At 65.7% G+C, this 21968-nt stretch carries 26 protein-coding genes and 1 pseudogene; 11 read left to right on the forward strand and 16 right to left on the reverse strand.

The window, feature by feature from the left end:
* Window positions 1–108: 108 nt before the first annotated feature.
* From ACQP0C_RS14230 to ACQP0C_RS14240, 3 genes and pseudogenes are all read left to right on the forward strand, one after another.
* Window positions 109–317 (forward strand): annotated as a pseudogene (locus ACQP0C_RS14230) (alpha/beta fold hydrolase); the annotation flags it as partial.
* Window positions 318–406: 89 nt separating this feature from the next.
* Window positions 407–1387: a DUF5996 family protein gene (locus ACQP0C_RS14235; protein ID WP_433733389.1), complete on the forward strand. Its 981-nt coding sequence runs from the start codon at window positions 407–409 to the stop codon at window positions 1385–1387.
* 59 nt (window positions 1388–1446) lie between these two features.
* Window positions 1447–1854: a VOC family protein gene (locus ACQP0C_RS14240; protein ID WP_433733390.1), complete on the forward strand. Its 408-nt coding sequence runs from the start codon at window positions 1447–1449 to the stop codon at window positions 1852–1854.
* Between the two features lie 90 nt (window positions 1855–1944).
* Here ACQP0C_RS14240 and ACQP0C_RS14245 read toward each other — a convergent pair whose 3' ends face one another.
* The 4 genes from ACQP0C_RS14245 to ACQP0C_RS14260 all read right to left on the reverse strand — a co-directional run bounded on the left by ACQP0C_RS14245 (window position 1945) and on the right by ACQP0C_RS14260 (window position 4458).
* Window positions 1945–3417: a multicopper oxidase family protein gene (locus ACQP0C_RS14245; protein ID WP_433733391.1), complete on the reverse strand. Its 1473-nt coding sequence runs from the start codon at window positions 3415–3417 to the stop codon at window positions 1945–1947.
* A 275-nt stretch (window positions 3418–3692) separates the two neighbouring features.
* The gene (locus ACQP0C_RS14250; RefSeq protein WP_433733392.1) at window positions 3693–3944 is read right to left on the reverse strand and encodes a hypothetical protein; all 252 of its coding nucleotides are present in this window, start codon (window positions 3942–3944) and stop codon (window positions 3693–3695) included.
* Between the two features lie 5 nt (window positions 3945–3949).
* Window positions 3950–4261 (reverse strand): hypothetical protein, encoded by a 312-nt coding sequence (locus tag ACQP0C_RS14255; protein WP_433733393.1) that lies wholly within the window; start codon window positions 4259–4261, stop codon window positions 3950–3952.
* Window positions 4261–4458, reverse strand: a complete 198-nt coding sequence (locus tag ACQP0C_RS14260) for a hypothetical protein (protein WP_433733394.1) — start codon at window positions 4456–4458, stop codon at window positions 4261–4263. The genes ACQP0C_RS14255 and ACQP0C_RS14260 overlap by 1 nt, the downstream gene beginning before the upstream one ends.
* 245 nt (window positions 4459–4703) lie before the next feature.
* On the opposite strand from ACQP0C_RS14260, the gene ACQP0C_RS14265 reads away from it, so the two are divergent.
* Entirely contained in the window at window positions 4704–6065 is a 1362-nt protein-coding gene (locus tag ACQP0C_RS14265) for a hypothetical protein (RefSeq protein WP_433733395.1), read from the forward strand.
* Here the strand turns inward: ACQP0C_RS14265 and ACQP0C_RS14270 are convergent.
* A complete protein-coding gene (locus ACQP0C_RS14270; RefSeq protein WP_433733396.1) occupies window positions 6046–6585 on the reverse strand; it encodes an NUDIX domain-containing protein in 540 nt (179 codons plus the stop codon). The two genes, ACQP0C_RS14265 and ACQP0C_RS14270, sit on opposite strands and share 20 nt — an antisense overlap.
* A gap of 278 nt (window positions 6586–6863) precedes the next feature.
* Here ACQP0C_RS14270 and ACQP0C_RS14275 point away from each other — a divergent pair, with 278 nt between their 5' ends.
* The 4 genes from ACQP0C_RS14275 (at window position 6864) to ACQP0C_RS14290 (ending at window position 11052) form a co-directional block, all read left to right on the forward strand.
* Window positions 6864–7469, forward strand: coding sequence for a response regulator transcription factor (locus ACQP0C_RS14275; protein ID WP_433733397.1), 606 nt, complete (start codon window positions 6864–6866; stop codon window positions 7467–7469).
* A gap of 48 nt (window positions 7470–7517) precedes the next feature.
* Window positions 7518–9251 (forward strand): sensor histidine kinase, encoded by a 1734-nt coding sequence (locus ACQP0C_RS14280; RefSeq protein ID WP_433733398.1) that lies wholly within the window; start codon window positions 7518–7520, stop codon window positions 9249–9251.
* A 407-nt stretch (window positions 9252–9658) separates the two neighbouring features.
* Window positions 9659–10705 (forward strand): M4 family metallopeptidase, encoded by a 1047-nt coding sequence (locus tag ACQP0C_RS14285; protein WP_433733399.1) that lies wholly within the window; start codon window positions 9659–9661, stop codon window positions 10703–10705.
* Between the two features lie 29 nt (window positions 10706–10734).
* The gene (locus ACQP0C_RS14290) at window positions 10735–11052 is read left to right on the forward strand and encodes a protealysin inhibitor emfourin (RefSeq protein ID WP_433733400.1); all 318 of its coding nucleotides are present in this window, start codon (window positions 10735–10737) and stop codon (window positions 11050–11052) included.
* Window positions 11053–11148: 96 nt separating this feature from the next.
* Here the strand turns inward: ACQP0C_RS14290 and ACQP0C_RS14295 are convergent, their stop codons facing one another.
* Window positions 11149–11760 (reverse strand): malonic semialdehyde reductase, encoded by a 612-nt coding sequence (locus ACQP0C_RS14295; RefSeq protein ID WP_433733401.1) that lies wholly within the window; start codon window positions 11758–11760, stop codon window positions 11149–11151.
* 37 nt (window positions 11761–11797) lie between these two features.
* Window positions 11798–12217, reverse strand: a complete 420-nt coding sequence (locus ACQP0C_RS14300; protein WP_433733402.1) for a nuclear transport factor 2 family protein — start codon at window positions 12215–12217, stop codon at window positions 11798–11800.
* Window positions 12218–12368: 151 nt separating this feature from the next.
* On the opposite strand from ACQP0C_RS14300, the gene ACQP0C_RS14305 reads away from it, so the two are divergent.
* The gene (locus ACQP0C_RS14305) at window positions 12369–13151 is read left to right on the forward strand and encodes an SDR family NAD(P)-dependent oxidoreductase (protein ID WP_433733403.1); all 783 of its coding nucleotides are present in this window, start codon (window positions 12369–12371) and stop codon (window positions 13149–13151) included.
* A gap of 12 nt (window positions 13152–13163) precedes the next feature.
* A complete protein-coding gene (locus ACQP0C_RS14310; RefSeq protein ID WP_433733404.1) occupies window positions 13164–13703 on the forward strand; it encodes an acetyl-CoA carboxylase biotin carboxyl carrier protein in 540 nt (179 codons plus the stop codon).
* A gap of 9 nt (window positions 13704–13712) precedes the next feature.
* Here ACQP0C_RS14310 and ACQP0C_RS14315 read toward each other — a convergent pair whose 3' ends face one another.
* Both ACQP0C_RS14315 and ACQP0C_RS14320 read right to left on the reverse strand, forming a co-directional pair.
* A complete protein-coding gene (locus ACQP0C_RS14315; protein ID WP_433684086.1) occupies window positions 13713–14102 on the reverse strand; it encodes a lipocalin-like domain-containing protein in 390 nt (129 codons plus the stop codon).
* 29 nt (window positions 14103–14131) lie between these two features.
* A complete protein-coding gene (locus tag ACQP0C_RS14320; RefSeq protein ID WP_433733405.1) occupies window positions 14132–14626 on the reverse strand; it encodes a luciferase family protein in 495 nt (164 codons plus the stop codon).
* Window positions 14627–14743: 117 nt separating this feature from the next.
* Here ACQP0C_RS14320 and ACQP0C_RS14325 point away from each other — a divergent pair, with 117 nt between their 5' ends.
* On the forward strand, window positions 14744–15154 hold the full coding sequence (locus ACQP0C_RS14325) for a winged helix-turn-helix transcriptional regulator (protein ID WP_433733406.1): 411 nt from the start codon (window positions 14744–14746) through the stop codon (window positions 15152–15154).
* 34 nt (window positions 15155–15188) lie between these two features.
* Here ACQP0C_RS14325 and ACQP0C_RS14330 read toward each other — a convergent pair whose 3' ends face one another.
* Genes ACQP0C_RS14330 through ACQP0C_RS14360 form a run of 7 tightly spaced genes read right to left on the reverse strand, consistent with a single transcriptional unit; the run spans window position 15189 to window position 21829 of the window.
* Window positions 15189–15956 carry an alpha/beta fold hydrolase gene (locus ACQP0C_RS14330; protein WP_433733407.1) on the reverse strand — a complete coding sequence of 256 codons (768 nt, stop codon included), beginning with the start codon at window positions 15954–15956 and terminating at the stop codon, window positions 15189–15191.
* A 2-nt stretch (window positions 15957–15958) separates the two neighbouring features.
* Window positions 15959–17215, reverse strand: a complete 1257-nt coding sequence (locus ACQP0C_RS14335; protein WP_433733408.1) for an FAD-dependent oxidoreductase — start codon at window positions 17213–17215, stop codon at window positions 15959–15961.
* Window positions 17203–18138: an MBL fold metallo-hydrolase gene (locus ACQP0C_RS14340; RefSeq protein WP_433733409.1), complete on the reverse strand. Its 936-nt coding sequence runs from the start codon at window positions 18136–18138 to the stop codon at window positions 17203–17205. The genes ACQP0C_RS14335 and ACQP0C_RS14340 overlap by 13 nt, the downstream gene beginning before the upstream one ends.
* Complete coding sequence (locus ACQP0C_RS14345; RefSeq protein WP_433733410.1) at window positions 18135–19058, reverse strand: aromatase/cyclase; 924 nt, start codon at window positions 19056–19058, stop codon at window positions 18135–18137. The genes ACQP0C_RS14340 and ACQP0C_RS14345 overlap by 4 nt, the downstream gene beginning before the upstream one ends.
* Window positions 19059–19069: 11 nt before the next feature.
* Entirely contained in the window at window positions 19070–19324 is a 255-nt protein-coding gene (locus tag ACQP0C_RS14350; RefSeq protein WP_433733411.1) for an acyl carrier protein, read from the reverse strand.
* A gap of 25 nt (window positions 19325–19349) precedes the next feature.
* Window positions 19350–20564, reverse strand: a complete 1215-nt coding sequence (locus ACQP0C_RS14355) for a ketosynthase chain-length factor (RefSeq protein ID WP_433733412.1) — start codon at window positions 20562–20564, stop codon at window positions 19350–19352.
* Window positions 20561–21829 (reverse strand): beta-ketoacyl-[acyl-carrier-protein] synthase family protein, encoded by a 1269-nt coding sequence (locus ACQP0C_RS14360; protein WP_433733413.1) that lies wholly within the window; start codon window positions 21827–21829, stop codon window positions 20561–20563. The genes ACQP0C_RS14355 and ACQP0C_RS14360 overlap by 4 nt, the downstream gene beginning before the upstream one ends.
* Between the last annotated feature and the right edge of the window lie 139 nt (window positions 21830–21968).

Genomic DNA, 21968 nt, shown 5'->3' on the forward strand with positions numbered 1-21968 from the left:
CGTAGCTTCCAAGCGCGGGAGGGCAGCGGGTCGCATCCGTCATCGCATTGTCTTCAAGGAGGGTCGTATCAGGGCACGATCACCACCTGTGACGGCACAGAGATCTTCTACACTGAAGACCTGAAGATGATCACCGTTCCGGTGTTGGTGATGCACAGCGAGGACGATCAGATCGTTTCGCACAGGACCTCTGGGCCGTTGTCCGCGCGGCTACTCGAGAACGGCGTGCTGAAGACCTACCAGGCTTCCCGCACGGCACGCTGAGCACCCCGGCGGAGACCGTCAACGCGGACCTGCTCGCCTTCCTGAATGCCTGACACCGGGCCGACACCAGCGGCGCCACGGCATGGCCGCAGAATCCGCGCCGCGAACGGTACCGAAACCGACGGACGGACCGAGGAAGCTGATGGCCGAGACCACTCGCACAGAGATCACGTCGTCGCTACGCTGGCCGCGGTTGCGGGTCGAGGAGTGGATCGCTACCCGCGACACGGTGCACATGTGGACCCAGATCATCGGCAAGATTCGACTCGCTCATGCGCCGATGATCAACCACTGGTGGCAGGTCACCCTCTACGTCAGCCCGCGGGGGTTGACCACCTCCGCGATGCCCTACGAGGCCGGTGTGTTCGACATCGAGTTCGACTTCACCGAGCATCGGTTGCACATACGAGCCGGTGATGGCAACGCCCGTCAGGTCGCGCTCGAACCCAAGCCGGTTGCGGACTTCTATGCCGAAACGATGAGTGCGCTCGACGAGCTCGGCATTGCGGTACAAATTCAGGCGAAGCCCAACGAGGTCGATCCTGCGATCCCGTTCGCCGCTGACTACGAACATGCTTCCTATGATCGCGACGCCGTGCATCTGTTCTGGCGTCAACTCGTCGCGGCCCATCGAGTAATGAGCGAGTTTCGCTCATATTTCATCGGAAAGGTGAGCCCGGTGCACTTCTTCTGGGGCGCCATGGATCTGGCCTGCACCAGGTTCTCCGGCCGCACCGCGCCGAAGCATCCGGGCGGCGCACCCAACTGCGGTAATTGGGTGATGGAGGAGGGCTACTCCCACGAATTGAGCAGCTGCGGTTTCTGGCCGGGTGGCGGCGAGGAAGGCGCCTTCTACGCCTACGCCTATCCCGAACCCGACGGCTTCGCCGACTATCCGGTCGGTCCTCGGCACGCCTTCTACAGCGCCGACAACGGCCAGTTTCTGCTGCCCTACGAGGCGGTACGCACCGCAGCGGATCCGGAAGGAAGCCTGCTGGAATTCCTGCACACCACCTATCGAGCGGCCGCCGAACGCGGCAAGTGGGACCGAGCCGCACTCGAATGCGATCCGCACCGGTGGGACCAGCAACAGCGAACACTGAACGAACGGAGGCAATCGTGACCGATCGGAATGACCTACCTGCTCCCGAACAGGGACTGCTCCTGACGCATTTTCTGACCGTGCGCGACGTGGCTCGGTCCCGAGACTTCTACGCCGAAATTTTCGGTGGCCAGGTCGTGCTGGCGGAGAACCCGGCCATCGTCAAGGTCGCCAACAGCTGGATCATCATGAACCCGGGCGGCGGGCCGACCCCGGATAAGCCCGATATTGTTCTGGCTGCCCGTGAACCAGGTGATCCGATCTCGACATTCTTGAACGTGCGCGTCGCCGATATCGCCGCGTTCTACTCCGACGCCAAATCCAAAGGGGCACAATTCCTCACCGAACCACTCGACCGCAAGGCCGAGATCCGGTGCTATCTCCGCGACCCGGACGGCTACCTCATCGAGATCGGCCAGGCCACCGGCATGCTTCACGGCGAATACGCCGACCGGCAGGCGGGGAGCGGTGAAAAGGGAGAAAGTTAACCGAGCGGGCACGATGTGGTGAGCGGCTCGAGTCCCCGTTCGCCCACAGAGGTGGTGCGGCGGAACAGGTTTCGTAGCGCGTTATCGGGGTCAGGTGGCGTGCAGCAGGACCATGAACCCGAAGTCCATGTGCAGTTGGCTGTGGCAGTGCAGCAGTGACAGGCCGGGTTGGTCGGCGAGAAAGTCGATGTCCATGCTCTGGTAGCCGCCGAGCATTGCGACGTCCTTGCGTACCCCTGCGGTGGGTGTGCCCGCGACGTTGGTTATTTCGAAGGTGTGTCGGTGCAGGTGCATGGGGTGCACGTCGTCGGTGGCATTGCGCAGGTGCAGCCGGTACCGCTTGCCGAGGGTGACGTCGTGGACCGGTCGCTTGTCGGCCATCGAGAACGGGATGTCATTGATGGTCCACACGTTGAACCCGTTCTCGGCGGCGTTGCGTTTATCGATCAGCATGTCGATGACCTGATCCGGTGCCGGTGCGGTCCGATCCGCGGTGGTGAACAGCCGGTAGTCCCATCGGAACGGTGGTGGGGCGCCCCACTGCGGGTCACCGGTTCGACCGGCGTACTCGACCACGATGCCCATACCGTGTTCGCGGTCGTCGTCGGAGGTGTCGCCGAGCACCCACACGCCGGGGTTGGTCATCTCGACGATCGCGCAGACGCGTTCGGCGGTGCCGAGCCACAGGACCGGCACCGCGACCGGATTCGGGACGGGGTTGCCGTCGAGGGCGACAACGGTGAAGGTGTGACCGGGCAGCGCGAGGCTGCGGGTTTCGGTGGCGCTGCCGTTGAGTACATGCAGCAGGACCCGCTCACCGAATCTCACGCGGATCGGGTCGCCGTGGCCGAGGGCCCGGCCATTGATCGTGAAGGTGCGGTAGCCGACCTCGTAGCCGTGTGGTTCGCCGCGCGTCAGTGACGCGGTCATCGCGGCCTCGCCACGGTCTTCGAGTTCCGGTACTTCCTCGCCGACCAGGAAGTCCGTGGGCATCTCCTCGTTCTGGTTGAGGATGGGCTCGAATTCCTTCAGCGTCAGGAAGATCTCCTGATCGAAGGCGCCGGGATGCTGCTTCGGTTCGATGTACACCGGTCCGATCTGGCCGGTGTACTGGCCGCCGGTGAGGTCCGAGCCGGGGGTGAGGTGGGTGTGGTAGGACCGGAACCCGGCCGGGCCGGGGGTGAAGGTGATGCGGCGCGTGCCGTGTGCGGGGATGAACGGGGTGCCTTCTTCGGCGGCGCCGTCGATGTCGACGGGCAGGCGCTGCCCGTGCCAGTGCAGCTGTTCGGGGGTATCGGTGTTGTTGTGGACCTCCACCGTGACCTGCTTGCCTTCGGTGAATCTCAGCAGCGGGCCGGGGAATTGGTTGTTGTAGATGGTGGTCGACACCGTCCGGTCCGACGCCACCTCGATCTGGCCGCGGTCGATACGCAGCGTGTAGTCGGCCTCGCCAGGATCGGGCCGCGTGCGGGAACACCCGGCCGTCGCGCCGCTGCCCACTCCCGCACCCGTCAGTACGGCCAGACCACTCCAAGTGAGGAAACCACGTCGATCCACAGGCATGGTCGATGCACATCCTTCAGGTATCCCGACAAATCGAAGATGCGGATGCGAACCCCTCCGGAATCCCCGGAGAAGAACCACGATATCGGGTGCCGGTACATCCCGGCCCGCGCAGATCGATGGGCATTACCTCGTGGCGCGCTGGAACAGTCCGACAAGGTTGCCGACCGGATCCTGGGGCAGGAGCGGTCGCTGGGACCGCATGATGTCAACGGTTCCAGCCGCCCGGGTGGGAGTGGTGCCATTGGCATAGGGGAGTCGGTGCTCGCGGTCGGTCATGGCGTTTGTTCGTCGTGAACGCCGGTCGGCGCACTGATTCCGTCGCCGCTATCCAGGTCGGCATCCAAGTCAGAGATCCAACCGTCGTCGTCCACTCGACCGAGTCTGCCGTCTGCCGCATGGAAGATCGGAGAACTATCGATCGGGGCCAGGGCGAGCTTGCGGTGGGTGTCCTCGTGGAAGGCCGCGAGCAATGCGCGCACCGAGGGAGCGATCTCGATCGGACGCGCCCGAACTACCTCTGCCATCGGGCTCACGCCCCCATAGGGTTCGGAAGGTCCGTCCGGTTGAGCAGCGCGGCCCAGTAGTCGTCTCGAAGCGCATCCCACAAGTCGCCGTGCTCGGGAAGCAACTCCCGTGCGTCTGCTAGATCGGGGTACGGGTCGAACATGACCGTTCCAGTTTGTACTCCCCTCAGCGGTGTGCGTGCGGGCAGGCGATACGCGGTGAACGACTCGGTGGTGAATTGGACGCGCAGGATGCGTGTGGAACACCCCGCCAATCGCCATACCGCGATCTTGCGGCTGTCCTGGGTTTGCGTGGTCCGCAACCTATCTCGGCGCATCACACGTCCTCCGAGGCCGGATACCCGACACCGGGAGATGCGGCACCCCGGCACCGGGACAACTCGGTGGGCACAGGCTGATCCGCCCATTCGCGCACGGCCTCCGCGAACCGCTCCACCACATCGGCGGTGGCGCCGACGCGGTTGGCTGGCGGACCAATGAACGGATCGCGTTGCGGCAGTTTCGAATTCGTCACATTTCCTCCCCATGGCTGCGGTTGAGGCACCAGCCACCGAGGGCTGCGCGGCAGCCGATCGCAGAAACCAGCGGCTCGCATAGGCGGGACCACGAGTTCTGCCCGGGGCACAAGGTGCATTTCAAGGGGACCGCGGGCACCACGTTGTTCGTAAGGCGTGCGTTGTGGGTAGGTGTGTGCAAAGGGGGTGTGTGCGACGGCTGGACAATGGCGTGGGTGTGGCAAGCCGTGCCACACTCCTGGACATGGGACGCCAGCCGAAGCAACCCAATCGCCAGCTGGAAGAACTGTTGGATGAAGCCGGACTCCGTCGGAAGGGTCTCGCACGCCGGGTTGTTGAACGTGGCCGCGCCGTAGGTGTCGAACTCCGCTACGACCACACTGCAGTTGCCCGCTGGTTGGCCGGTGAACAGCCGAATCCGCCCGGACCGGAGTTGATCGCAGAGGCTCTGACCGAAGTTATCGGACGTCGAGTGGTTCCGTCCGACTGCGGCATGACCGATAGCCAGGAGACAGCAGACCTGGGACTCGAGTTTTCGTTGAGCCTCGCGGAGGCAACCGCCGCCGCGACTGCGCTGTGGAGGAGCGATGTGGAGCGCAGGCGGTTCCTTGTAGGAGCTTCTTACGCGGTGGCGGTTTATCCGGCAGCTTCGATGCGATGGCTGACACTGCCAGGCCCTGAACATCCCGTATCTGCTGGATCGCGGCGGATTGGGCAGAGTGATGTCGACGCGGTCCGCATGATGACTGCGGCGTTTCGCGATTTGGACAATAAGGTTGGCGGGGGCAAGGTCCGGTCAACGATCGTGCAGTACCTGCACAGCTCGGTCGCGCCGCTACTTCGTGGCAGCTACAACGAGCCGATCGGGAGGCAGTTGTTCGCCACCACCGCTGAGCTGACGAAGCTCGCCGGATGGGCGGCGTACGACTTGGAGGAACATGGCTTGGCTCAGCGGTATCTCATTCAGGCATTGCCGATGTCTCGGGCAGCTGGGGATGTTGGCCTGGGTGCGGAAATCCTTGCGGCGATGAGCCACCAAGCTACCTATGTCGGCCGCCCCGGTGACGCGGTCGATCTTGCGCGCGCCGCCCAAATTGCTGCCCGCAACGTGGGATTGGCCGCGTTGGAGTCCGAATGCCACATGGTCGAGGCCCACGGGCACGCTGCGCGCGCCGACGGCTCGGCCTGCGCCAGCTCGCTCAACGCTGCAGAGCGCGCATTTACTCGCGCGGACACGTCGCGCCCGGGATGGCTCGACTACTTCGATGATGCGTACATGTCGGCCAAGGCCGCGCACTGCTTCCGGGAACTCGGCGACTACGCACGTGCCGCGCAGTTCGCGGAGCAGTCGTTGGACATGTCGGACGGATACCTTCGTGGACGCACGTTCAACCTCTGCCTGCTGGCATCCGCCCGCGCGGCCGAAGACCCGCACGAAGCTGTCCGGATCGGCACCGAAGCTCTCGACCTCGCAGCCGGGCTGGAGTCACTGCGCACGCTGGCCTACCTCCGCGACCTCCGCTACCGGCTCGCGCCGTACAACGACCTCCCTGACGTGAACCACTTTCGTCAGCAGGTGTTGGCGATCATTCCGACGGTAGGCTGAGCGCCCGATAGACCGCTATCACCGTTGCCGCGCCAATGATCTCGCCGCGATCGATCATGGCGACGGCGTCAACCAGTGGGATCCACCGGACGTCTTCGGCTTCGTTGATATCCGGCACGGTGTCGGTCAGATCAGCACCGTGAGACAGGTAGATCTCTTGTGGTTGGTCAAGGGTACCGATGGACGGCTGGTAGGTCACAAGATGGTCCATGGCCCTTGGGCGCCAGCCGGTTTCCTCTTCGACTTCCCGTGCCGCCGCGGCGGCAACATCTTCCGCGTGATCTACGTATCCGCCCGGCAGCTCCCACACCCACCGGTCGATGATGAAGCGGTGCCGGTACATGAGCAATACCTCACGGTTGTCGTTGATCACCAACGTCATCGCGCAGCGCGGCATCCTCGCCACGTACTGGGTGAATTTCACCCCGTCGGGAAGCTCGATATCGACGGTCGAAAGCTTGATATGTCGGTTCTCGTCCACGACACGCTCGCCGTGGATCGTCCACTGGGTGCGGCTCACCAGTCGACGTTATCGCCTGACTGCGGTGCGATCGATATTCAGGGGCGGACAGCGGCGTGGGTGGTGCCAACGACCGCACGAACAAGACTTACTGCTCGGCGGCCAGGATCGCGGTGACCGGTGCGTCATCATGCCCCAAGATCAATGAGAGTGATGTGCGCGCCGAGGCGGGTTGTCCGGTCGAGTCGAGTGAGCGCCGACGGGATGATTGCATATCGGTCCGGGCATACCGACACAGTGCAGATCAACATGCGCCCGGCGGTGAGGAGCAATGCCAGATGATCAGAGTGCTGGTCGCCGAGGATATGCGGCTGCTGCGTGAAACCGTTGTCGCCGCACTGGAATTCGAGGACGACATCACCGTGGTGGCGGTGCTCGAAAGTGGCGAGTCCATTGTCTCGGCTGCGGCGGATGCGCGGGCGGAGGTGGCTGTTGTCGATATCGACCTGCCCGGCCGGACCGGGCTGGAGGCCGCCGCGGAGATGCGCACCCGGTATCCGCAGTGCCGGGTCCTGATCCTCACCGCGCTGGCCACTCCCGGACATCTCAAGCGCGCCATGGAGATCGGCGTGTGCGGGTTCATCCTCAAGGATGGTTCCCGGCAGGACCTGCTGCACGCGGTCCGCACCGTCGCGGCCGGTGGCAGTGTGCTCGACCCGGGGCTGGCGTACACCGCGTTGCGCACTCCGGGCAATCCGCTCACCGAACGCGAAGTGGAGGTGCTGCGCTGTTTTGCCGAGGGCGCGGCGCCGAAGCAGATCGCGGCGCGGCTGCACCTGTCCTATGGCACGGTGCGCAACTATCTGGCCTCGGCGGTAACCAAACTGCAGGCGCGCACCCGGGTCGACGCGGTACGTCTGGCCACCGACGCCGGATGGTTGTGAGCGTTTGACCTAACCATCCGGCCGGTATGAAATGGCCGGGTGCGGCCAGTGCTACCGAGATCGACCGGCTATCTTCTCCTCGTTGTACTGCTGCTTTCGGTGCTGGCCGAAGGTGGTGCGGTGGCTGGGGCCAGCTGCGGTGTGGTGCAGGCCGGGTTGCTCGTCATCGCGCAGCGCCGGCCAACGGCCCGCGGCCGGGTGCTCGCGGCGCAGGTCGCGGCGACCTATCTGCCGATCCTCGTTTTCGGCGGTGCCGTCAACACGGACTATCTACTCGCCGCAACCGTACTGTTCGCCACGGTAACGCGTTGGCGTTGGACGGCTTTCGGGCTGGTCGCGGTGAGTTCCGGTGTGTTGCATGGTGAATGGCAGCGGGTGTGGCCGGGGTCCCTGTACGCCGCGCTCGGCACGGCCGCGATCGGTCTGGTGTTGTACAGCCTGCTGCGGCTGCCCGAACTCCTCGATCGCCTGTCCGCCACCCACGCAGAACTTGCTCAGGTGACCCTGGCTCAGGAGCGCCTACAGGTCGCCGACCAGTTGCGCGCCGCACTGGGCGAGCAGGTGGGCACGGTACGGGAACTGTTGGCCGACGCCCGCCGAGATCTGACCATGCGCCCCGAACGTGCACGGGACGCGGTCGATCGCGCGGTGTCGGCCACCCGGCGGATCATTCGGGCGGTACGCGAAATCGCTTCCACCCAGCGCGATCTCGAAGTGCGGCCGGTGGATGGCGAACCGATCGCGCGATTGGTCCCGCGGCTGACCTTCCTCGCGATCGCGGTCGGCTTGTTCGCCTGGACGGCCAACCAAACCATGGAGATGAGTGAGCACCGCCTGTCCACAGCCACCGGCGGCACACTGATGTCCTGCCTGTTCCTGGCCCGGCTGTACTCGGCCCGCTATGCCGTACCGATGCTGGCCACACAGGCCGCGATCACACTGATTCCCTTGCCGTGGTTCGGCGCGTACTGGTCCGCGTGGCTGATCCTGCTGGCGGCGGCCGTACTACTGACGCTGCGCGGGCCGTGGGCGGTGGTGGCGGTGATTGCTCTGTTCGCGCTGCGGGCCCGCTACACCGAACCGGGAGCCGCACCCATCGATCCCGGGCTCTGGCTGCTGCTGGCGGTGCAGGCGACGTTGACATTGTTCGGATTGGCCCGGTTCTGGCAGCTGTCGCAACAGCTGAACCGCTCGCGCGCCGAACTGGTGCGCACGACACTGCATGTCGAGCGACTCCGGCTGGCCCGCGATGTCCATGATCTGCTCGGCCTGACGCTGTCGGTGCTGGCACTGAAGGCCGATCTGGTCACCGGTCTGATCACCCGCGACCCGGTGCGGGCCGAGCGGGAGATCGACGAGGCACTGCGGATCGCCGCCGACGCCCAGTCGGAGGCGCATGCGCTGGTGGACCACGAGGCGGCGAGATCATTGGGCCGCGAACTGGATTCGGCCAGAAAGGCGCTCGCCGACGCCGTCGCGATCGTTGAGCTCGGCTATGACGACGAGCTCCCGGATGGGGCGGGGGCGGTGCTGGCTCCGGTGGTGCGCGAGGCGGTCACCAATGTGCTGCGCCACAGCGCGGCCACCCGGGTCCGGATCGAATGTCGACGCCGAAAGGACCACCTGTACCTCGATATTCGCAATGACGGCGCGCAGCGTGCGAGCAGCACCGGCGGACAGGGGCTCGACAATATGCGAGCCCGGGTACTCGGCGCGGGCGGCTCTTTCACCACCACGGCATACGGCGGCGAATTCCTGCTGGCGGCCCGCGTTCCCTGCTGACGGATGTGCATTGTGCATATGTGCGCTTGTCAGATCAACGGCCGCAGCATGTGCCCGAAAGGAATTTGCCCTTTCGGGCACTACCTGCCCCGGGTGGGTCGCCCCGACAGGAATAAGGAGTAGTCGCGTACCCGTGTCCGCGGCTCTGCGCCGCCTGAGAATGAATGCGCAGGTAGAAGCTGGTCCGGGGGTAAGGCGCAAGCCATTCATCTGTTCCGCTCAACCACTGCGGCAGTGACACCGAATCGATGGCGCCACAAGCGTTTTCGACGGCTGTAGACGCTCGGATCACGGCGAGCGGCCGAACGGTCCCCGCAAACCGTGGCTCCGCGCGAGCCATTGCCGCGCCCCAACCGGCTGCCCGCATCCAGAATCAGCCGCCGCACAGCATCCGAACGGAGCAGACAATGCGATACCCAAGAGCGTGCATCCTCCCACCCGACTTGCTGCAGTCGGTCGCACGTGAACTTCCGCCGGAACAGCGAGCAGCACTGCTCGCATCCATGGATCTCGACAACAGCATCCGAATGCTGCGCGCCGAGGCCGCCGGTCGACAGGGACCACAACCACAACAGACCGTCGGCGCGGTATCGAACGGTGTACCGCAGCGGTCGATCTTCGACCAGCAGCATTCCAGCGCGATGGTGCCGGGCACGCTTGCCCGAGCCGAAGGTCAGCCGCCGGTTGCCGACCCGTCGATCAACGCCGCCTATGACAACTTCGGCGCCACCTGTGACTTCTACTGGAACGTCTTCCAACGCGACTCCATCGACGATCAGGGCATGCCGATCGCCGCGATGGTCCATTTCAGCACCAAATACGACAATGCGTTCTGGGATGGACAGGGACATATGTTCTTCGGTGACGGCAGCGGCCCGCTGTTCACCGACACCACCCGCAGCCTCGACGTGGTCGCACACGAGTTGACCCACGGGGTCACCCAGTTCGAGGCGAATCTCACCTATTCCAATCAGTCCGGCGCACTCAACGAATCCATTTCCGACGTGTTCGGATCGTTGGTGAAGCAGTACCACCTGGGGCAGACCGCCGATCAAGCCGACTGGTTGATCGGTGCGGACATCGTGGGACCGCTGTTGTCACCCGCACTGCGATCGCTGAAGGCCCCCGGCACGGCCAACGCCCACGACAACCAACCCGCCGATATGTCCAAATACGTGCAGACCGCCCGGGACAACGGCGGCGTCCACATCAACTCGGGCATTCCGAACCATGCCTTCTACGTGCTCGCCACCACACTGGGCGGGGAAGCGTGGAAGACGCCCGGAACCCTCTGGTACGACGCGCTCGTCGACCCAGGGCTCAAACCCAACGCCACGTTCAGCAACTTCGCCGCATTGACGTTGAAACAGGCGCGCTACCGTTTCGGAAGGGCAAGCAACGAAGCGCACGCGGTGCAATCCGCATGGGATGCCGTGAAGGTTCCGCTGCGCTGAACCTGACGGCCACGAATACCATCGTGTCTATGGCCACACCGAACGTACATCTCGAATTCCGGCGAAGCGGCGGCCTCGCCGGAATAGAGATGACAACCTCGGTCGACGCGCGCGACCTGCCCGCCGAGCAGGCGCCGGTCATCACCGACCTGCTCAACGACACACTGCTCGAGCAGGACACGCCGACACACCGTCCGGCGATGCCGGATCAGTTCGACTACGAGCTCACCGTCACCGACGGCCATCGGACACGCACCTATCACTGGACCGACCCGCAGATCCCCGAGGCGGCACAACCGCTGGTCGCCGAACTCGCCGAACGCTCCCGACCAGATCCGACTACCTGAACAGGTTTCCCGTCGATCTTCCGCGGGGCTGTCGGTCGTCGCCGACGAGTGGCGAATGCGATGCGACGCAGGTCGTGCCACTCGTCGGCATCGCGGTTATGCCGTGGTGACGACCTCGTCGTAGGTCAGGCGGGGGGAGCGGGGGAACCAGGCGTCTACGCCGGGGGCACCGATATTGACCACGACCAGGGAGTTGTGCGTGCCGTCGGGGAAGAAGTCCTGGTCCAGGGCGGCGGCGTCGAAACCGTTCATGGGGCCCGCGGCCAGGCCCGCGGCTCGGATGCCGAGGATGAAGTAGCCGATCTGGATCAGGGCATTGAAGCGGGCGGATTCGGTGCGGTAGCCAGGGTCTTCGAAGTAGTCCTTGGCCGCTGGCGCGTGCGGGAAGACCTTCGGCAGGTTTTCGTGGAAGTTCAAGTCGGCGGCCAGGATTGCGGTGAGGGGTGCGGCGGCGGTCTTCGGCTTGTTGCCCTCGATCATGTGGGTGACCAGGCGGGCCCGCGCGTCGGGGCTGCGGACCAGAACGATGCGCAGCGGCTGCTGGTTCATCGATGTCGGGCCGTATTTGACCAGTTCGTAAATATCGCGGATCTGGTCGTCGGTGACCGGTGCGTCGGTGAAGGTATTCGCGGTGCGCGCCTCCCGGAACAGCAGGTCCTGGGCTTCGGCGGCCAGGGTGAGCAAGGTCTGTGGCTGCACGGTGTTCACGTGGTTCTCCTCGAAAAATAGTCGGGGACAGCGGATTTCAGTCGTGGGCGACGCGCCGGGACAGCGTCAGCAGATTGCCGTCGACGCGGACGAGCACGTCGTGCACGACACAGCTCGGCGCGATTTCGGGCTTGCTGTTCGGCCGGACCTTGACCACCAGGCAATAGGCGGTGGAGACGATGGTTCCGTCGTCCTGCGGCTGCAGGTTGATCATGTTGAACCAGTGCCTGCGCTGCATCGGGTCGGCCTCGAAACGCTTGTGGAATTCGACCAGGTCCGAGATGATGCCCGCTCTGGTCCGAGCCGGTGGCCGACCCGGCGTGTGCTCGAATTCGGCGTTCTCGGTGAAGGTTTCGGCGTAGCCCGGGATATCGCGGTTGTCCAGCCGCTGCATCTGATCGGCGTAGAACTGCTGGACCTCGGCGTACAACTCGGTGCGGCTGGCGACGGTGGTCATGGTGGCTCCTTGCTTGCGGCGGGGCGCGGCTGCACGCAATGGTCGCCGATGCCGCTAGAGGCTGGCTCGAGCCGCGCGCGGGTTGACCCGGGCTATAGGTCCCGCGACGAGTCTTGAGGTCGAAAAGCCCGGAAAGACCGATGGAGGAGTCATGGCGGAAAGCAAGCGCGTCGCGCTGGTCACCGGAGCGACCAGCGGTATGGGCCTGGAGATCACCAAAAGCCTTGCGGCTCAGGGCATCGCGGTGTTCATCTGTGCTCGTGATCAGCAAAAGGTGACCGATACGGTCAAAAGCCTGCAGGATGACGGGCACGAGGTCGACGGCACGGTCTGCGATGTCGTCGATGCCGCCCAGATCCGCGAGTACGTCGAGGCGGGGGTGCGGCGGTACGGCCCGATCGACATCCTGGTCAACAATGCGGGCCGCAGCGGCGGCGGCGTCACCGCGCAGATCACCGACGAGCTGTGGTTCGATGTGATCAATACCAACCTCAACAGCGTCTTTCTGATGACCAAGGCGGTGCTGACCGCGGGCGGCATGCTCGAGCGTGGCCACGGCCGCATCGTGAATATCGCCTCCACCGGCGGCAAACAGGGTGTCGTGCACGGTGCGCCGTATTCGGCCTCCAAACACGGCGTTGTCGGGTTCACCAAGGCGCTCGGACTGGAACTGGCCAAGTCCGGGATCACGGTGAACGCGGTATGCCCGGGTTTCGTGGAGACCCCGATGGCCGAACGGGTTCGGGAGGTCTACTCCGGTCTGTGGGGTGTCGACACCGATGAGGTGCACGCCAGGGTGAGCGCGCGGGTGCCGATCGGGCGCTATGTGCAGCCGTTCGAGGTGGCGGCAATGGTCGACTATCTGATCGGTCCTGGCGCGGGCGCGGTCACCGCACAGGCGCTGAACGTCTGTGGCGGACTCGGCAATTACTGAGAGGTGGGGACAATGACCGCAGTCGAAGAGAACGCCACAGTCGAAGAGAACGCCGCAGTCGAAGAGAACACAGCCACCGGCCACGACGAGTATCTGCGCATCCTCGATGCCATCCAGACCGGCGCGCTGCACTTCCTCGCGGGTTTCCCGCACCAGCCGAGCGCGTTGCGAGTCCAGGTGGGGGAGGTGACGATCGAGGCCGAATGGCAGGTCTCGGCCGCGCCGGTCATCGCGGCCCCGGTGGCCGTTGGAACGGTCGAAGTGGCCGGTGGAGCAGTCGAAACCGCTGCCGCACCGGATAATCCGACACCCGGTGCGGTCTTCCGCGCACCGAGTGTCGGGGTGTTCTATCGCAGCCAGGAACCCGGCGCGGACCCCTTCGTCGAGGTGGGCGACCGGGTCACGGCCGGACAGCAGATCGCCATTGTGGAGGCGATGAAGTTGATGATTCCGGTGACCGCGCAGGCCAGCGGCGTGATCACCGAAATACTCAAGGAAAACAACGAACCGGTCCAATTCGATGAGCCCTTATTCTCGTATTCTCCGGAATGACACGGGATTTCAGGACGGCGGACAGGTGCGACGCCAGGTCAGTACCCGGCGCTGCATCCGCCCGCCGACCTGTGCGGCCCCGATCAACGTCAGGATGTCGCCGTGCAGCGACATCTGGCGCACCTGTTCGGTATCGGCCCAGGCCGGATTGGAGCACACGGTGATCGCGTGCACCATTTCCGTGCCGCGGCGGCGCCAGGTTCCCGCATAGCCCATGAACGGCGGTGTGCCCGTTGCCCCGTCGGTGCGCATCATGCTCACCGACATATAGCCGTGCGCACCGTAGATCAGCAGGCCGCGCGGTGCGTCTCCCAATGGCCCGGTGCTGGTCGCATCGTTTTCATCGATATCGAAGTAGGACATCAGTTCCCAGGTTCCGATGAGATCGGTGGCGTTCATGACGCCCACGATGGCGGCCGCCGCTCTAATCACGCTGTAGCCGACCCGCGCGCGAACTGGTGGCTGATCCGCACCAGCCGCCAGGCGACCTCGAGCTCGTCGAGATCGCGTGGCCCGTAGACCATCACCAGCGTCTGCGGCAGGAACCGCTGGCGGGCCATCGGATGCAGCTCCGCCCAGCCCTGCCCGATCGCCTCGGCCGCGATATCTTTCGGCAGGCACATGTGCAGGCTGCCGTCGCCGTGCCCGTGCAGATGCGCGAATTCGGTGCCCACCAGATACGATTCGCCCGGTCCCTTGGCCATGGTCGGCCGCAGATGCAGCGCGCGGGTGTCGGGCAGCGATACGCCGCTGCGACCGAGCAGTACTCCGTTCAGCGTGGTCATTCGCGACCACAGGGTCTCCTGCAGGTCCGGTGGCGCCAGCTGACTGAGCTGCTGGTGCGGATTGTGCGTCCGGGTGCGTGGCCGTTCACCGTCGCGGCGTGGCAGGTCGATGCGCCCGTCCACGGAAATCGTCGTCATGACTGTGCTCCCTTCGGTTTTCGCGTGCGGTGGTGCTGGCTCGCGACCCCTGGTTTCACAGTACTTTCCAAAGTATAGTAGTTACCAAGAGGAAAGTGACTCCCCGGGAGAAGAAATATGCGGGCAGCATCGCGTAGCGATTCGATGACGGGCGGTAACCGGGCGCCGAGTGCGCCCGCGAGCGTCGATCCCTGCCCGATCACCCCCGTGATCGACCTCGTCTTCGGCCGCTGGTCCACCCAGGTGCTCTGGGTGCTCACCCACGACGGCCGTCTGCGCTTCACCGAACTCCAGCAGCGCATTCCGGGCCTCACGCCCAAGGTTCTGACTCAGCGTTTGCGTCAGCTGGAACGGGATGGCCTGGTGGCCCGCACCTACCATGCGGAGGTGCCGCCGCGCGTCGAGTACGAGGCCACCCCGCTCGCGGTGACGCTGCGGCCCGTTTTCTCGAGCATCGTGGATTGGTCGAGCGAACATCTCAGCGAGGTGCTCGCGGCTCGGGCCGCCTACGACTGCGCCGAAGCCTGAAGCCGACCCGAGCGGCGACCTACGGTGTCCTGCGCTAGGCCGGACCGGTCGGCGCCGGTCGCGGCGCCAGAGCCAGCAGATGTCCGGCCAATTCCCGCGGCATGGTGATCATGCAGTCGTGCCCCGTCGCCAGCACATGCAGCCGCTCCGGTGGCAGGTCGGCGGGCGGCAGGGTGCGGGGCATGGCGGCGCGCATGGCCTCGAAATCCGCGCCGCCCTCGCTGCAGTGCACATGCGTCACCGGAATCGCCGCCAGCGCTTCGGGATTCGTCAGCAGCATGCGCTGCTGAAAGGTCGCCAGCGATTGCGCGGTCTGCATCGAGGCCACCCAGCTGAGATCCGGCTCCTCGGTGATGCCGTAGAGCCCGCCGTCACCCATCGGCTCGGTCTGCGGTGGCACCCGCCAGCCGTCGCCGTGCGCGTCGGCCGCGGCGGTGAAGGCATCGACCATACCGGGCATGATGTCGGCGACCGCCTCACCGTCGCGTGGGACGAAGGTGTCGATGTAGACGAGTTCGGCGATGCGGTCGGGCACGGCGTCGGCGACGGCGGTCACCACGATGCCCGCATAGCTGTGGCCGACCAGGATGACATCGGTGAGATCCTCGAAGGTGAGCAGGCCGACCAGATCCTCGACGTGGGTGTCGAGGCCGACCTCGGGGGCCAGCTGGTCGGCGCGGTCGCCGAGGCCGACCAGGGATGGCGCGAAGACGCGGTGCCCGCCGTCCTCGAGCAGCGGTGCCACCCGCTGCCAGACCCAGCCGCCGTGGAACGCCCCGTGGACGAGCAGATATGTCGACACGATCAGTTCTCCCTGAATTTCGATAGGGCAGTGACGGTTCCGGCGATCGCGGCCGCCGGTGGCACCGGCTCGGGCCGGATGCCGAGTCCGATCACGCGGGCCACCAGCCGCGGTAAGCGGGGAAAACGGCGCAGCAGGCGCACGAGCAGGGGTTTATCGGTGCCCGGCCGCCCGGCATTCGGATACAGATCCGATAGCAGCCGCAGCTGCGCGAATTGGACTACGCGCATGGGGAATTCGCGTCTGCGCTGCACGGCGCGCAACTGGACGAGGCTCGGCCGGGCACCGGTGCTCAGCGTGGGTGCGAGCAGGCGGGCGGCCGCGATGGCATCCTGCACGGCCAGATTGATGCCGACCCCGCCCGCGGGCGACATGGCATGGGCCGCGTCGCCGATCGCGAGCAGACCCGGCCGATACCAGCGGCGCAGCCGATCCACCCGCACGTCAAGGGGTTTCACATCGTCCCAGGTGCGAATTTCCGTCGCCAGATGGGTGGTGAGACCGGGATAGATCGCGGCGAGTCCGGCCCGGAATTCGGTGAGTCCGGCCGCCTTGATGGTCGCGAACCCGCCCTTCGGGATCATGTACGCGACCTGCAGGTAGTCGCCGCGATCGATGCAGACGATGAAGAACCCCTTGCCGCTGCGCACGGTGGGCAGCCGTTCGCCGTCGGGTTTGCCGACGCGGAACCACAGCACGTCCATGGGAGCGGCGCTGGCCGCGACGTCGAGTAGGCCGCGCACGATCGAATTGCGCCCGTCCGCCGCGATCACCAGCTGGGCCCGCACCTCGAGGGGGCCATCCGGTGTGCTGGCCCGTGCGCCGACCACCGTATCGTCCTCGTGGATCAGCTCGGTGACCTCGGCCTGCTGGATGAGCCGGAAGCCCGGATACCGCCTGCCCGCGTCGGCGAGGAAGTTCAGCACATCCCACTGCGGCATGAACGCCACGAACGGGAAACCGCCCGGCAGCGTGCGGAAGTCGGCGAAGATCACCGGACCGCTCGCGGTGGCCATCGGCAGCTGCGGCAGTTCGACGTGCGGCAGTGCGAGGAATTCGGTGGCGAGCCCCAGCTCGTCCATTGCCCGCAGAGTGGACGGATGCACGGTATCGCCGCGGAAGTCCCGCAGGAAGTCCGGATGCTTTTCCAGCACAAGCACTTCCACGCCCGCCCGGGCCAGCAGCAGACCGGTCATCAGCCCGGCGGGTCCGCCACCGACCACGCAGACCCGCACCGATTCGGTTGTCACGCCAGACATGTCGGCACCTGCCCGTGGTTGTAGACGATCATCTCGTCGAAGATCGACAGCACATCGAGTGGTTCGCCGATCGGACCGCCCGCCAGTTCCGCGTCGGCGCGGTACAGATTGCCGACGATCCGTTCCTCATCGACGAGGTCGGCGAATTCGCCGTGATCGGCCTCGAGCGCGATCGCCAACGGGGTGAGGCCGAGTGTGCGTCCCTCGGCGGCCAGCTCCTGCACCCATCGCAGGTAGCGCAGTGTCCGGTCGAAGATCTCGGGTCCGGTGACCGGTCCGTGTCCGGACACCACAGTCCGCGCACCCAGTGCGGCGAGTCTGCTGATCGCGGTGATCGATCCGCTGACCGACCCCATGAGGCAGAACGGCGCGGCACCCGACATCACCAGATCACCGGCGAAGAGCACCTTCTCCTCGGGCAGCCACGCCACCACATCATTGGTAGTGTGTGCCGCCGGTCCGAGGTGGATGAGCTCGACGCGGCGTTCGCCGATATGCAGGGTGATCCGGCTGCTGAAGGTAATGCTCGGCAGCGTGACGCGCACGTCACCCCACTGCACCTGCGGCCACAGTTTGGTTAGGGCGAGTCCGGTTTCGATCATCTCGGGCCGGATCCGGTCGTGGCCGATGACGACCGCGGTCGGGCCGAAGAGATGATTGCCGAAATTGTGATCGCCGTGGTGGTGGGTGTTGACAATCGTTCTGGCGGGGCCGATATCGAGTCCGTCGACGAATTCGACCAGTGCGCGGGTGCGCCCCTCGGTTGCCAGCGTATCGATCACCACCGCCCCGTCCGGACCGGCCAGTACGCCAGCATTGCTGACGCACCAGCCGCCTCGGTGGTGGGTGTACGCGTAGACCCGGTCGGCGATTTCGCGCACCACCGGGTCACCGGCCACCTGCGGTAGTTCGGTGGCCGTCATGTCGGTGACTTCACGGTCTCGGCATACCGCACGGCGCACAGCAGGGTATTGCGGCTATTGGTCGAAAGCGCGTCGGTGAGGTAGGCGCGCGCGTCGGCGAGATTGGTGGTGGCCCCGAGGATGTCGCGGGCGGCGGCCGGATTGATCGCCACGGTGTGCCGAGCGGTCACCACCGCGCCATCGGGTCGGTCGGTGAATTCCCATGCGCCGCTGTGTCCGAAGAGCATGGTCGGTGGCAGCAGCTGTTTGTAGTCGATGCGCTCATCGGAGGAGCAGACGCGCACCGATTTGGTGGTATGCGCGATACCGCCCTCGGTCACGGTATCCATCTCCATCAGCTGCACGCCCTCGGCGTCCTCGGTGAGCTCGATCCGGCCGACATGCGGGACATGTTCGGGCCAGCGCTCGCTGTGGTAGACGAAGTCGTAAGCCTCGGCCGCCGAAATATCCAGCGTGACAGTGTCTTCGAAGGTGTGCACGACCTCCTCGACCGGATGGCCGAGCTCCGCTATGCGTGCCAACGCGGCCAGTTCGGTTTCGCTATTGCGATCCACCGCGCCCGCGACCACACTCCGGTCGGCCCCGTCCACCACCGTGAAGCGATGGTCGAGGGTCACCTTCGTGGTACCGGAGTCGATTTCGCGGATCGACCAGCTGCCGCCCATGGATGCGATCGGCGCCTGGCTGCGTTCCTGCTCGAAGACGATGCGCCGCTGCTGCGCATCGAGCACCCGGCGGGAGGTCCAGTTCTTCACCTCGCCATTGACAGTCGCCCACAACCGGAACCGCTCCTCATCGGGTCCGCGGTGCAGGTGGCGCACCAGTACGCTCGGCGCGAAGATCACCGGCCACTTGGTTACATCGGCCACCAGGGCGTAGACGACCTCGGGCGGCGCCTGCACCACCCTGCTGTGGCTCATCACCTCGATGTTCATGCCGCACCCGGCAATTGACTGTTGACGATATCGACCAGCTCCTGCGGCGTCTTGACATCGATGAGCTGCTCCTCCGGAATCGTCACGCCGAAATCGCGCTGGATTCGGGAGGCCGTCTCGATGAGCGCCAGGGAGTCGTAGCCGAGCTTTTCGAAGTCGACGGTGGCGATATCGCCGTCGAGTTCGGCGATATCCTCGCCCCCCGCGCATTCCACGAGGATCCGGCGTAATTCGGTGATGGTCATGGTCATGATCGGCTCCCTAGATGTATTCGGATCAGTCGTTGACAGCGCGTACGACGACCGCGGAGTTGAAACCCCAACGGCCACGGGCCAGGACGAGGGCCGCGCCGACGGTGGCGGGCCGTGGTGCGCCGAGAATCAGGTCGATCCGGTAGTCCTCGGCGAGGGTTTTGGTGTGGGCGGTGGGCGGGATCACCGAATCGCGGATGGCCAGCAGCGCGGTCACGATGTCGAGCGGGCCCGCACCCGAGAACAGTCGTCCTGTCAGCGGTTTCGTCGCCGTGACCGGGACTGCGCCGGACCCGAAGATGGCTGCGATGGCCGCCGCCTCGTCTCGATCACGATCGGGCACGCCCGCCGCGTCGGCGAAGACGACATCGATATCCCCCGGCCCCACACCGGCATCGGCGAGTGCGAGTTCGGCCGCGCGGCGCAGGCCCGATGACCTGCCGGAGTCCGGCGGCGGATCGAATGTCGAGGCGTATCCGGCGATTTCGCCGTGCACCTTCGGCACCCCACGGGTTCGGGCCGCCGCCGCATCCTCGACCACCAGCATCGCGCCGCCCTCGCCGGGCACATATCCCGACGCCTCGACATCGAAGGGCAGGTAGGCACGCTCCGGTGCGTCCGCGGTGCTGACCGCACCGCTGGCCAGATGTGCCGCCCAGCCCCAGGGATCCAGCGCCGAATCGACCCCGCCGGTGACCACCAGCGGGGTACCGCGACGCACCGTGCGCCTGGCGTGTCCGACCGCGTCCAATCCACCCGCCTGTTCGGCGACCAGCGCACTGCTCGGCCCGCGCATACCGTGCCGGATCGAGATCTGCCCGGTGTTCACCGCGTAGAACCAGGCGAACGATTCGTAGACGCTCACATGTTCGGAACCGCGCGACCACAGCTTGTTGAACTCGCGGTGGGTGAATTCGAAACCGCCGGAGGCATTTCCGGTGACCACGCCCATGTCGTAGTCGGTCAGCGCCGCGGTATCGACCTTGGCGTCGTCCAGCGCCCACTGCGCGGCGACCAGCGCCATGCGAGTGGAAATATCGGTCTGCGGCAGCAATCGGCTCGGCAGATGTTCGGCCGCGTCGAAGTCGGCGACCTGACCGGCCAAGCGCGCAGTGCTGCGACTCGCGTCGAACCGGGTGAGCGGCGCGATACCGCCGCGGCCGTCCAGTACCGCATCCCAGAAGCGTTCGACGCCGAGGCCGTTCGGCGCGAGCACACCCATTCCGGTCACCAGGATCATGCCGCCACCTCCTGCGGTTTGCGCAATACCATCGCGCTCTGGAACCCGCCGAATCCGCTGCCGACGGTGAGTACGGTGTCCATCCGGTGATCGCGCGCGGTGAGCGGCACATAGTCCAGATCGCACTCGGGATCGGCCTCGTGCAGATTGGCCGTCGGCGGCACCACCTGGTATTCCAGGGCCAGGAGCGAGGCGGCGATCTCGACCGAACCGATCGCACCGAGCGAATGCCCGACCATCGACTTGATCGAGCTCATCGGTGTCGCGTAGGCGTGCGCGCCGAGACTGCGCTTGACCGCCGCGGTTTCGTGCCGATCGTTCTGGCGGGTGCCCGAGCCGTGCGCGTTGATGTAGTCCACGCCGGTGGGGTCGATGCGTGATTCGTCGAGCGCGACGCGGATCGCCTCGGCCATTTCCCGCCCGTCGGCTTTGAGGCCGGTCATGTGGTAGGCGTTGCAGCGCGTGGCATAGCCGGTGATCTCGGCGTAGATGTGCGCGCCGCGTTTGCGCGCGCTCTCGTACTCCTCGAGCACGAACATCGCGGCGCCCTCGGCGAGTACGAAGCCATTGCGCGAATTGTCGAACGGGCGCGATGCGTGTTCGGCGTCGTCATTGCGCGAGGTGGTCGCCTTGATCGCGTCGAAGCAGGCCACCACGATCGGCGTGATCGGGGTATCCGCGGCCCCGGCCAGCATGACATCGGCCGAACCCTCGCGAATCAACTGCACCGCGTGGCCGACCGAATCGAGTCCGGATGTGCAGCCATTGGAGACCATGGCGACCGGGCCCTCGGCGCCGACACTCCAGGCCACCTCGGCTGGCATCACGCTGGGCACCATGTAGTCGAACATGTGCGGGGACAAGTAGGTCTGGTCGACCAGCCAGTTCTTGCCGGAGTCCGACAGCACCAGGTACTCCTGTTCGAGGCTGGTGGCGGCGGCTACCGCGCTGCCGAGGCTGACGCCGAGCCGGTGCGGGTCGAGCGACCCGATATCGATGCCGCTATCGGCCACTGCTTCCCGTCCGCACACCACGGCGAATTGCACAGCCCGGTCCATGCGGCGAATTTCCCTGGGCGAAAGCCCTTCCTGAATCGGGTCGAAGTCGGCTTCGCCAGCCACCTGGGATCGGTATGGTGTCGGGTCGAAGAATGAAATCCGGCGGGTGGCGGTGCGGCCTTCGGACAGCAGTTTCCAGAACTCGTCCTTACCGGAACCGCCGGGCGCGCGGACACCGAGTCCGGTGACGACAACGCGGCGGCTCATTCCGCACCACCGGATGCGTTGGGGTTCATGGCGTTATCTCCCTTCGATCGTGTACTCGAGCATCGAAGGCCGTCCTCGAACCTGACTCGAGCGCCGGAGTCGAGTTGTTCTCGAGCGGGCGCGCGCAGGCTGTGGGTCA

Source organism: Nocardia sp. CA-129566, from assembly GCF_050956075.1.
Taxonomy (GTDB): domain Bacteria; phylum Actinomycetota; class Actinomycetes; order Mycobacteriales; family Mycobacteriaceae; genus Nocardia.

What these genes read in the sequence shown, in the direction of transcription:
- ACQP0C_RS14235 (WP_433733389.1), top strand. Translation starts at nt 407, where the DNA reads ATGGCCGAGACCACTCGCACAGAGATCACGTCGTCGCTACGCTGGCCG.
- ACQP0C_RS14245 (WP_433733391.1), bottom strand. Translation starts at nt 3,417, where the DNA reads ATGCCTGTGGATCGACGTGGTTTCCTCACTTGGAGTGGTCTGGCCGTA.
- ACQP0C_RS14250 (WP_433733392.1), bottom strand. Translation starts at nt 3,944, where the DNA reads ATGGCAGAGGTAGTTCGGGCGCGTCCGATCGAGATCGCTCCCTCGGTG.
- ACQP0C_RS14255 (WP_433733393.1), bottom strand. Translation starts at nt 4,261, where the DNA reads ATGCGCCGAGATAGGTTGCGGACCACGCAAACCCAGGACAGCCGCAAG.
- ACQP0C_RS14265 (WP_433733395.1), top strand. Translation starts at nt 4,704, where the DNA reads ATGGGACGCCAGCCGAAGCAACCCAATCGCCAGCTGGAAGAACTGTTG.
- ACQP0C_RS14275 (WP_433733397.1), top strand. Translation starts at nt 6,864, where the DNA reads ATGATCAGAGTGCTGGTCGCCGAGGATATGCGGCTGCTGCGTGAAACC.
- ACQP0C_RS14285 (WP_433733399.1), top strand. Translation starts at nt 9,659, where the DNA reads ATGCGATACCCAAGAGCGTGCATCCTCCCACCCGACTTGCTGCAGTCG.
- ACQP0C_RS14290 (WP_433733400.1), top strand. Translation starts at nt 10,735, where the DNA reads ATGGCCACACCGAACGTACATCTCGAATTCCGGCGAAGCGGCGGCCTC.
- ACQP0C_RS14300 (WP_433733402.1), bottom strand. Translation starts at nt 12,217, where the DNA reads ATGACCACCGTCGCCAGCCGCACCGAGTTGTACGCCGAGGTCCAGCAG.
- ACQP0C_RS14305 (WP_433733403.1), top strand. Translation starts at nt 12,369, where the DNA reads ATGGCGGAAAGCAAGCGCGTCGCGCTGGTCACCGGAGCGACCAGCGGT.
- ACQP0C_RS14310 (WP_433733404.1), top strand. Translation starts at nt 13,164, where the DNA reads ATGACCGCAGTCGAAGAGAACGCCACAGTCGAAGAGAACGCCGCAGTC.
- ACQP0C_RS14315 (WP_433684086.1), bottom strand. Translation starts at nt 14,102, where the DNA reads ATGAACGCCACCGATCTCATCGGAACCTGGGAACTGATGTCCTACTTC.
- ACQP0C_RS14320 (WP_433733405.1), bottom strand. Translation starts at nt 14,626, where the DNA reads ATGACGACGATTTCCGTGGACGGGCGCATCGACCTGCCACGCCGCGAC.
- ACQP0C_RS14325 (WP_433733406.1), top strand. Translation starts at nt 14,744, where the DNA reads ATGCGGGCAGCATCGCGTAGCGATTCGATGACGGGCGGTAACCGGGCG.
- ACQP0C_RS14335 (WP_433733408.1), bottom strand. Translation starts at nt 17,215, where the DNA reads ATGTCTGGCGTGACAACCGAATCGGTGCGGGTCTGCGTGGTCGGTGGC.
- ACQP0C_RS14340 (WP_433733409.1), bottom strand. Translation starts at nt 18,138, where the DNA reads ATGACGGCCACCGAACTACCGCAGGTGGCCGGTGACCCGGTGGTGCGC.
- ACQP0C_RS14345 (WP_433733410.1), bottom strand. Translation starts at nt 19,058, where the DNA reads ATGAGCCACAGCAGGGTGGTGCAGGCGCCGCCCGAGGTCGTCTACGCC.
- ACQP0C_RS14350 (WP_433733411.1), bottom strand. Translation starts at nt 19,324, where the DNA reads ATGACCATGACCATCACCGAATTACGCCGGATCCTCGTGGAATGCGCG.
- ACQP0C_RS14355 (WP_433733412.1), bottom strand. Translation starts at nt 20,564, where the DNA reads ATGATCCTGGTGACCGGAATGGGTGTGCTCGCGCCGAACGGCCTCGGC.
- ACQP0C_RS14360 (WP_433733413.1), bottom strand. Translation starts at nt 21,829, where the DNA reads ATGAGCCGCCGCGTTGTCGTCACCGGACTCGGTGTCCGCGCGCCCGGC.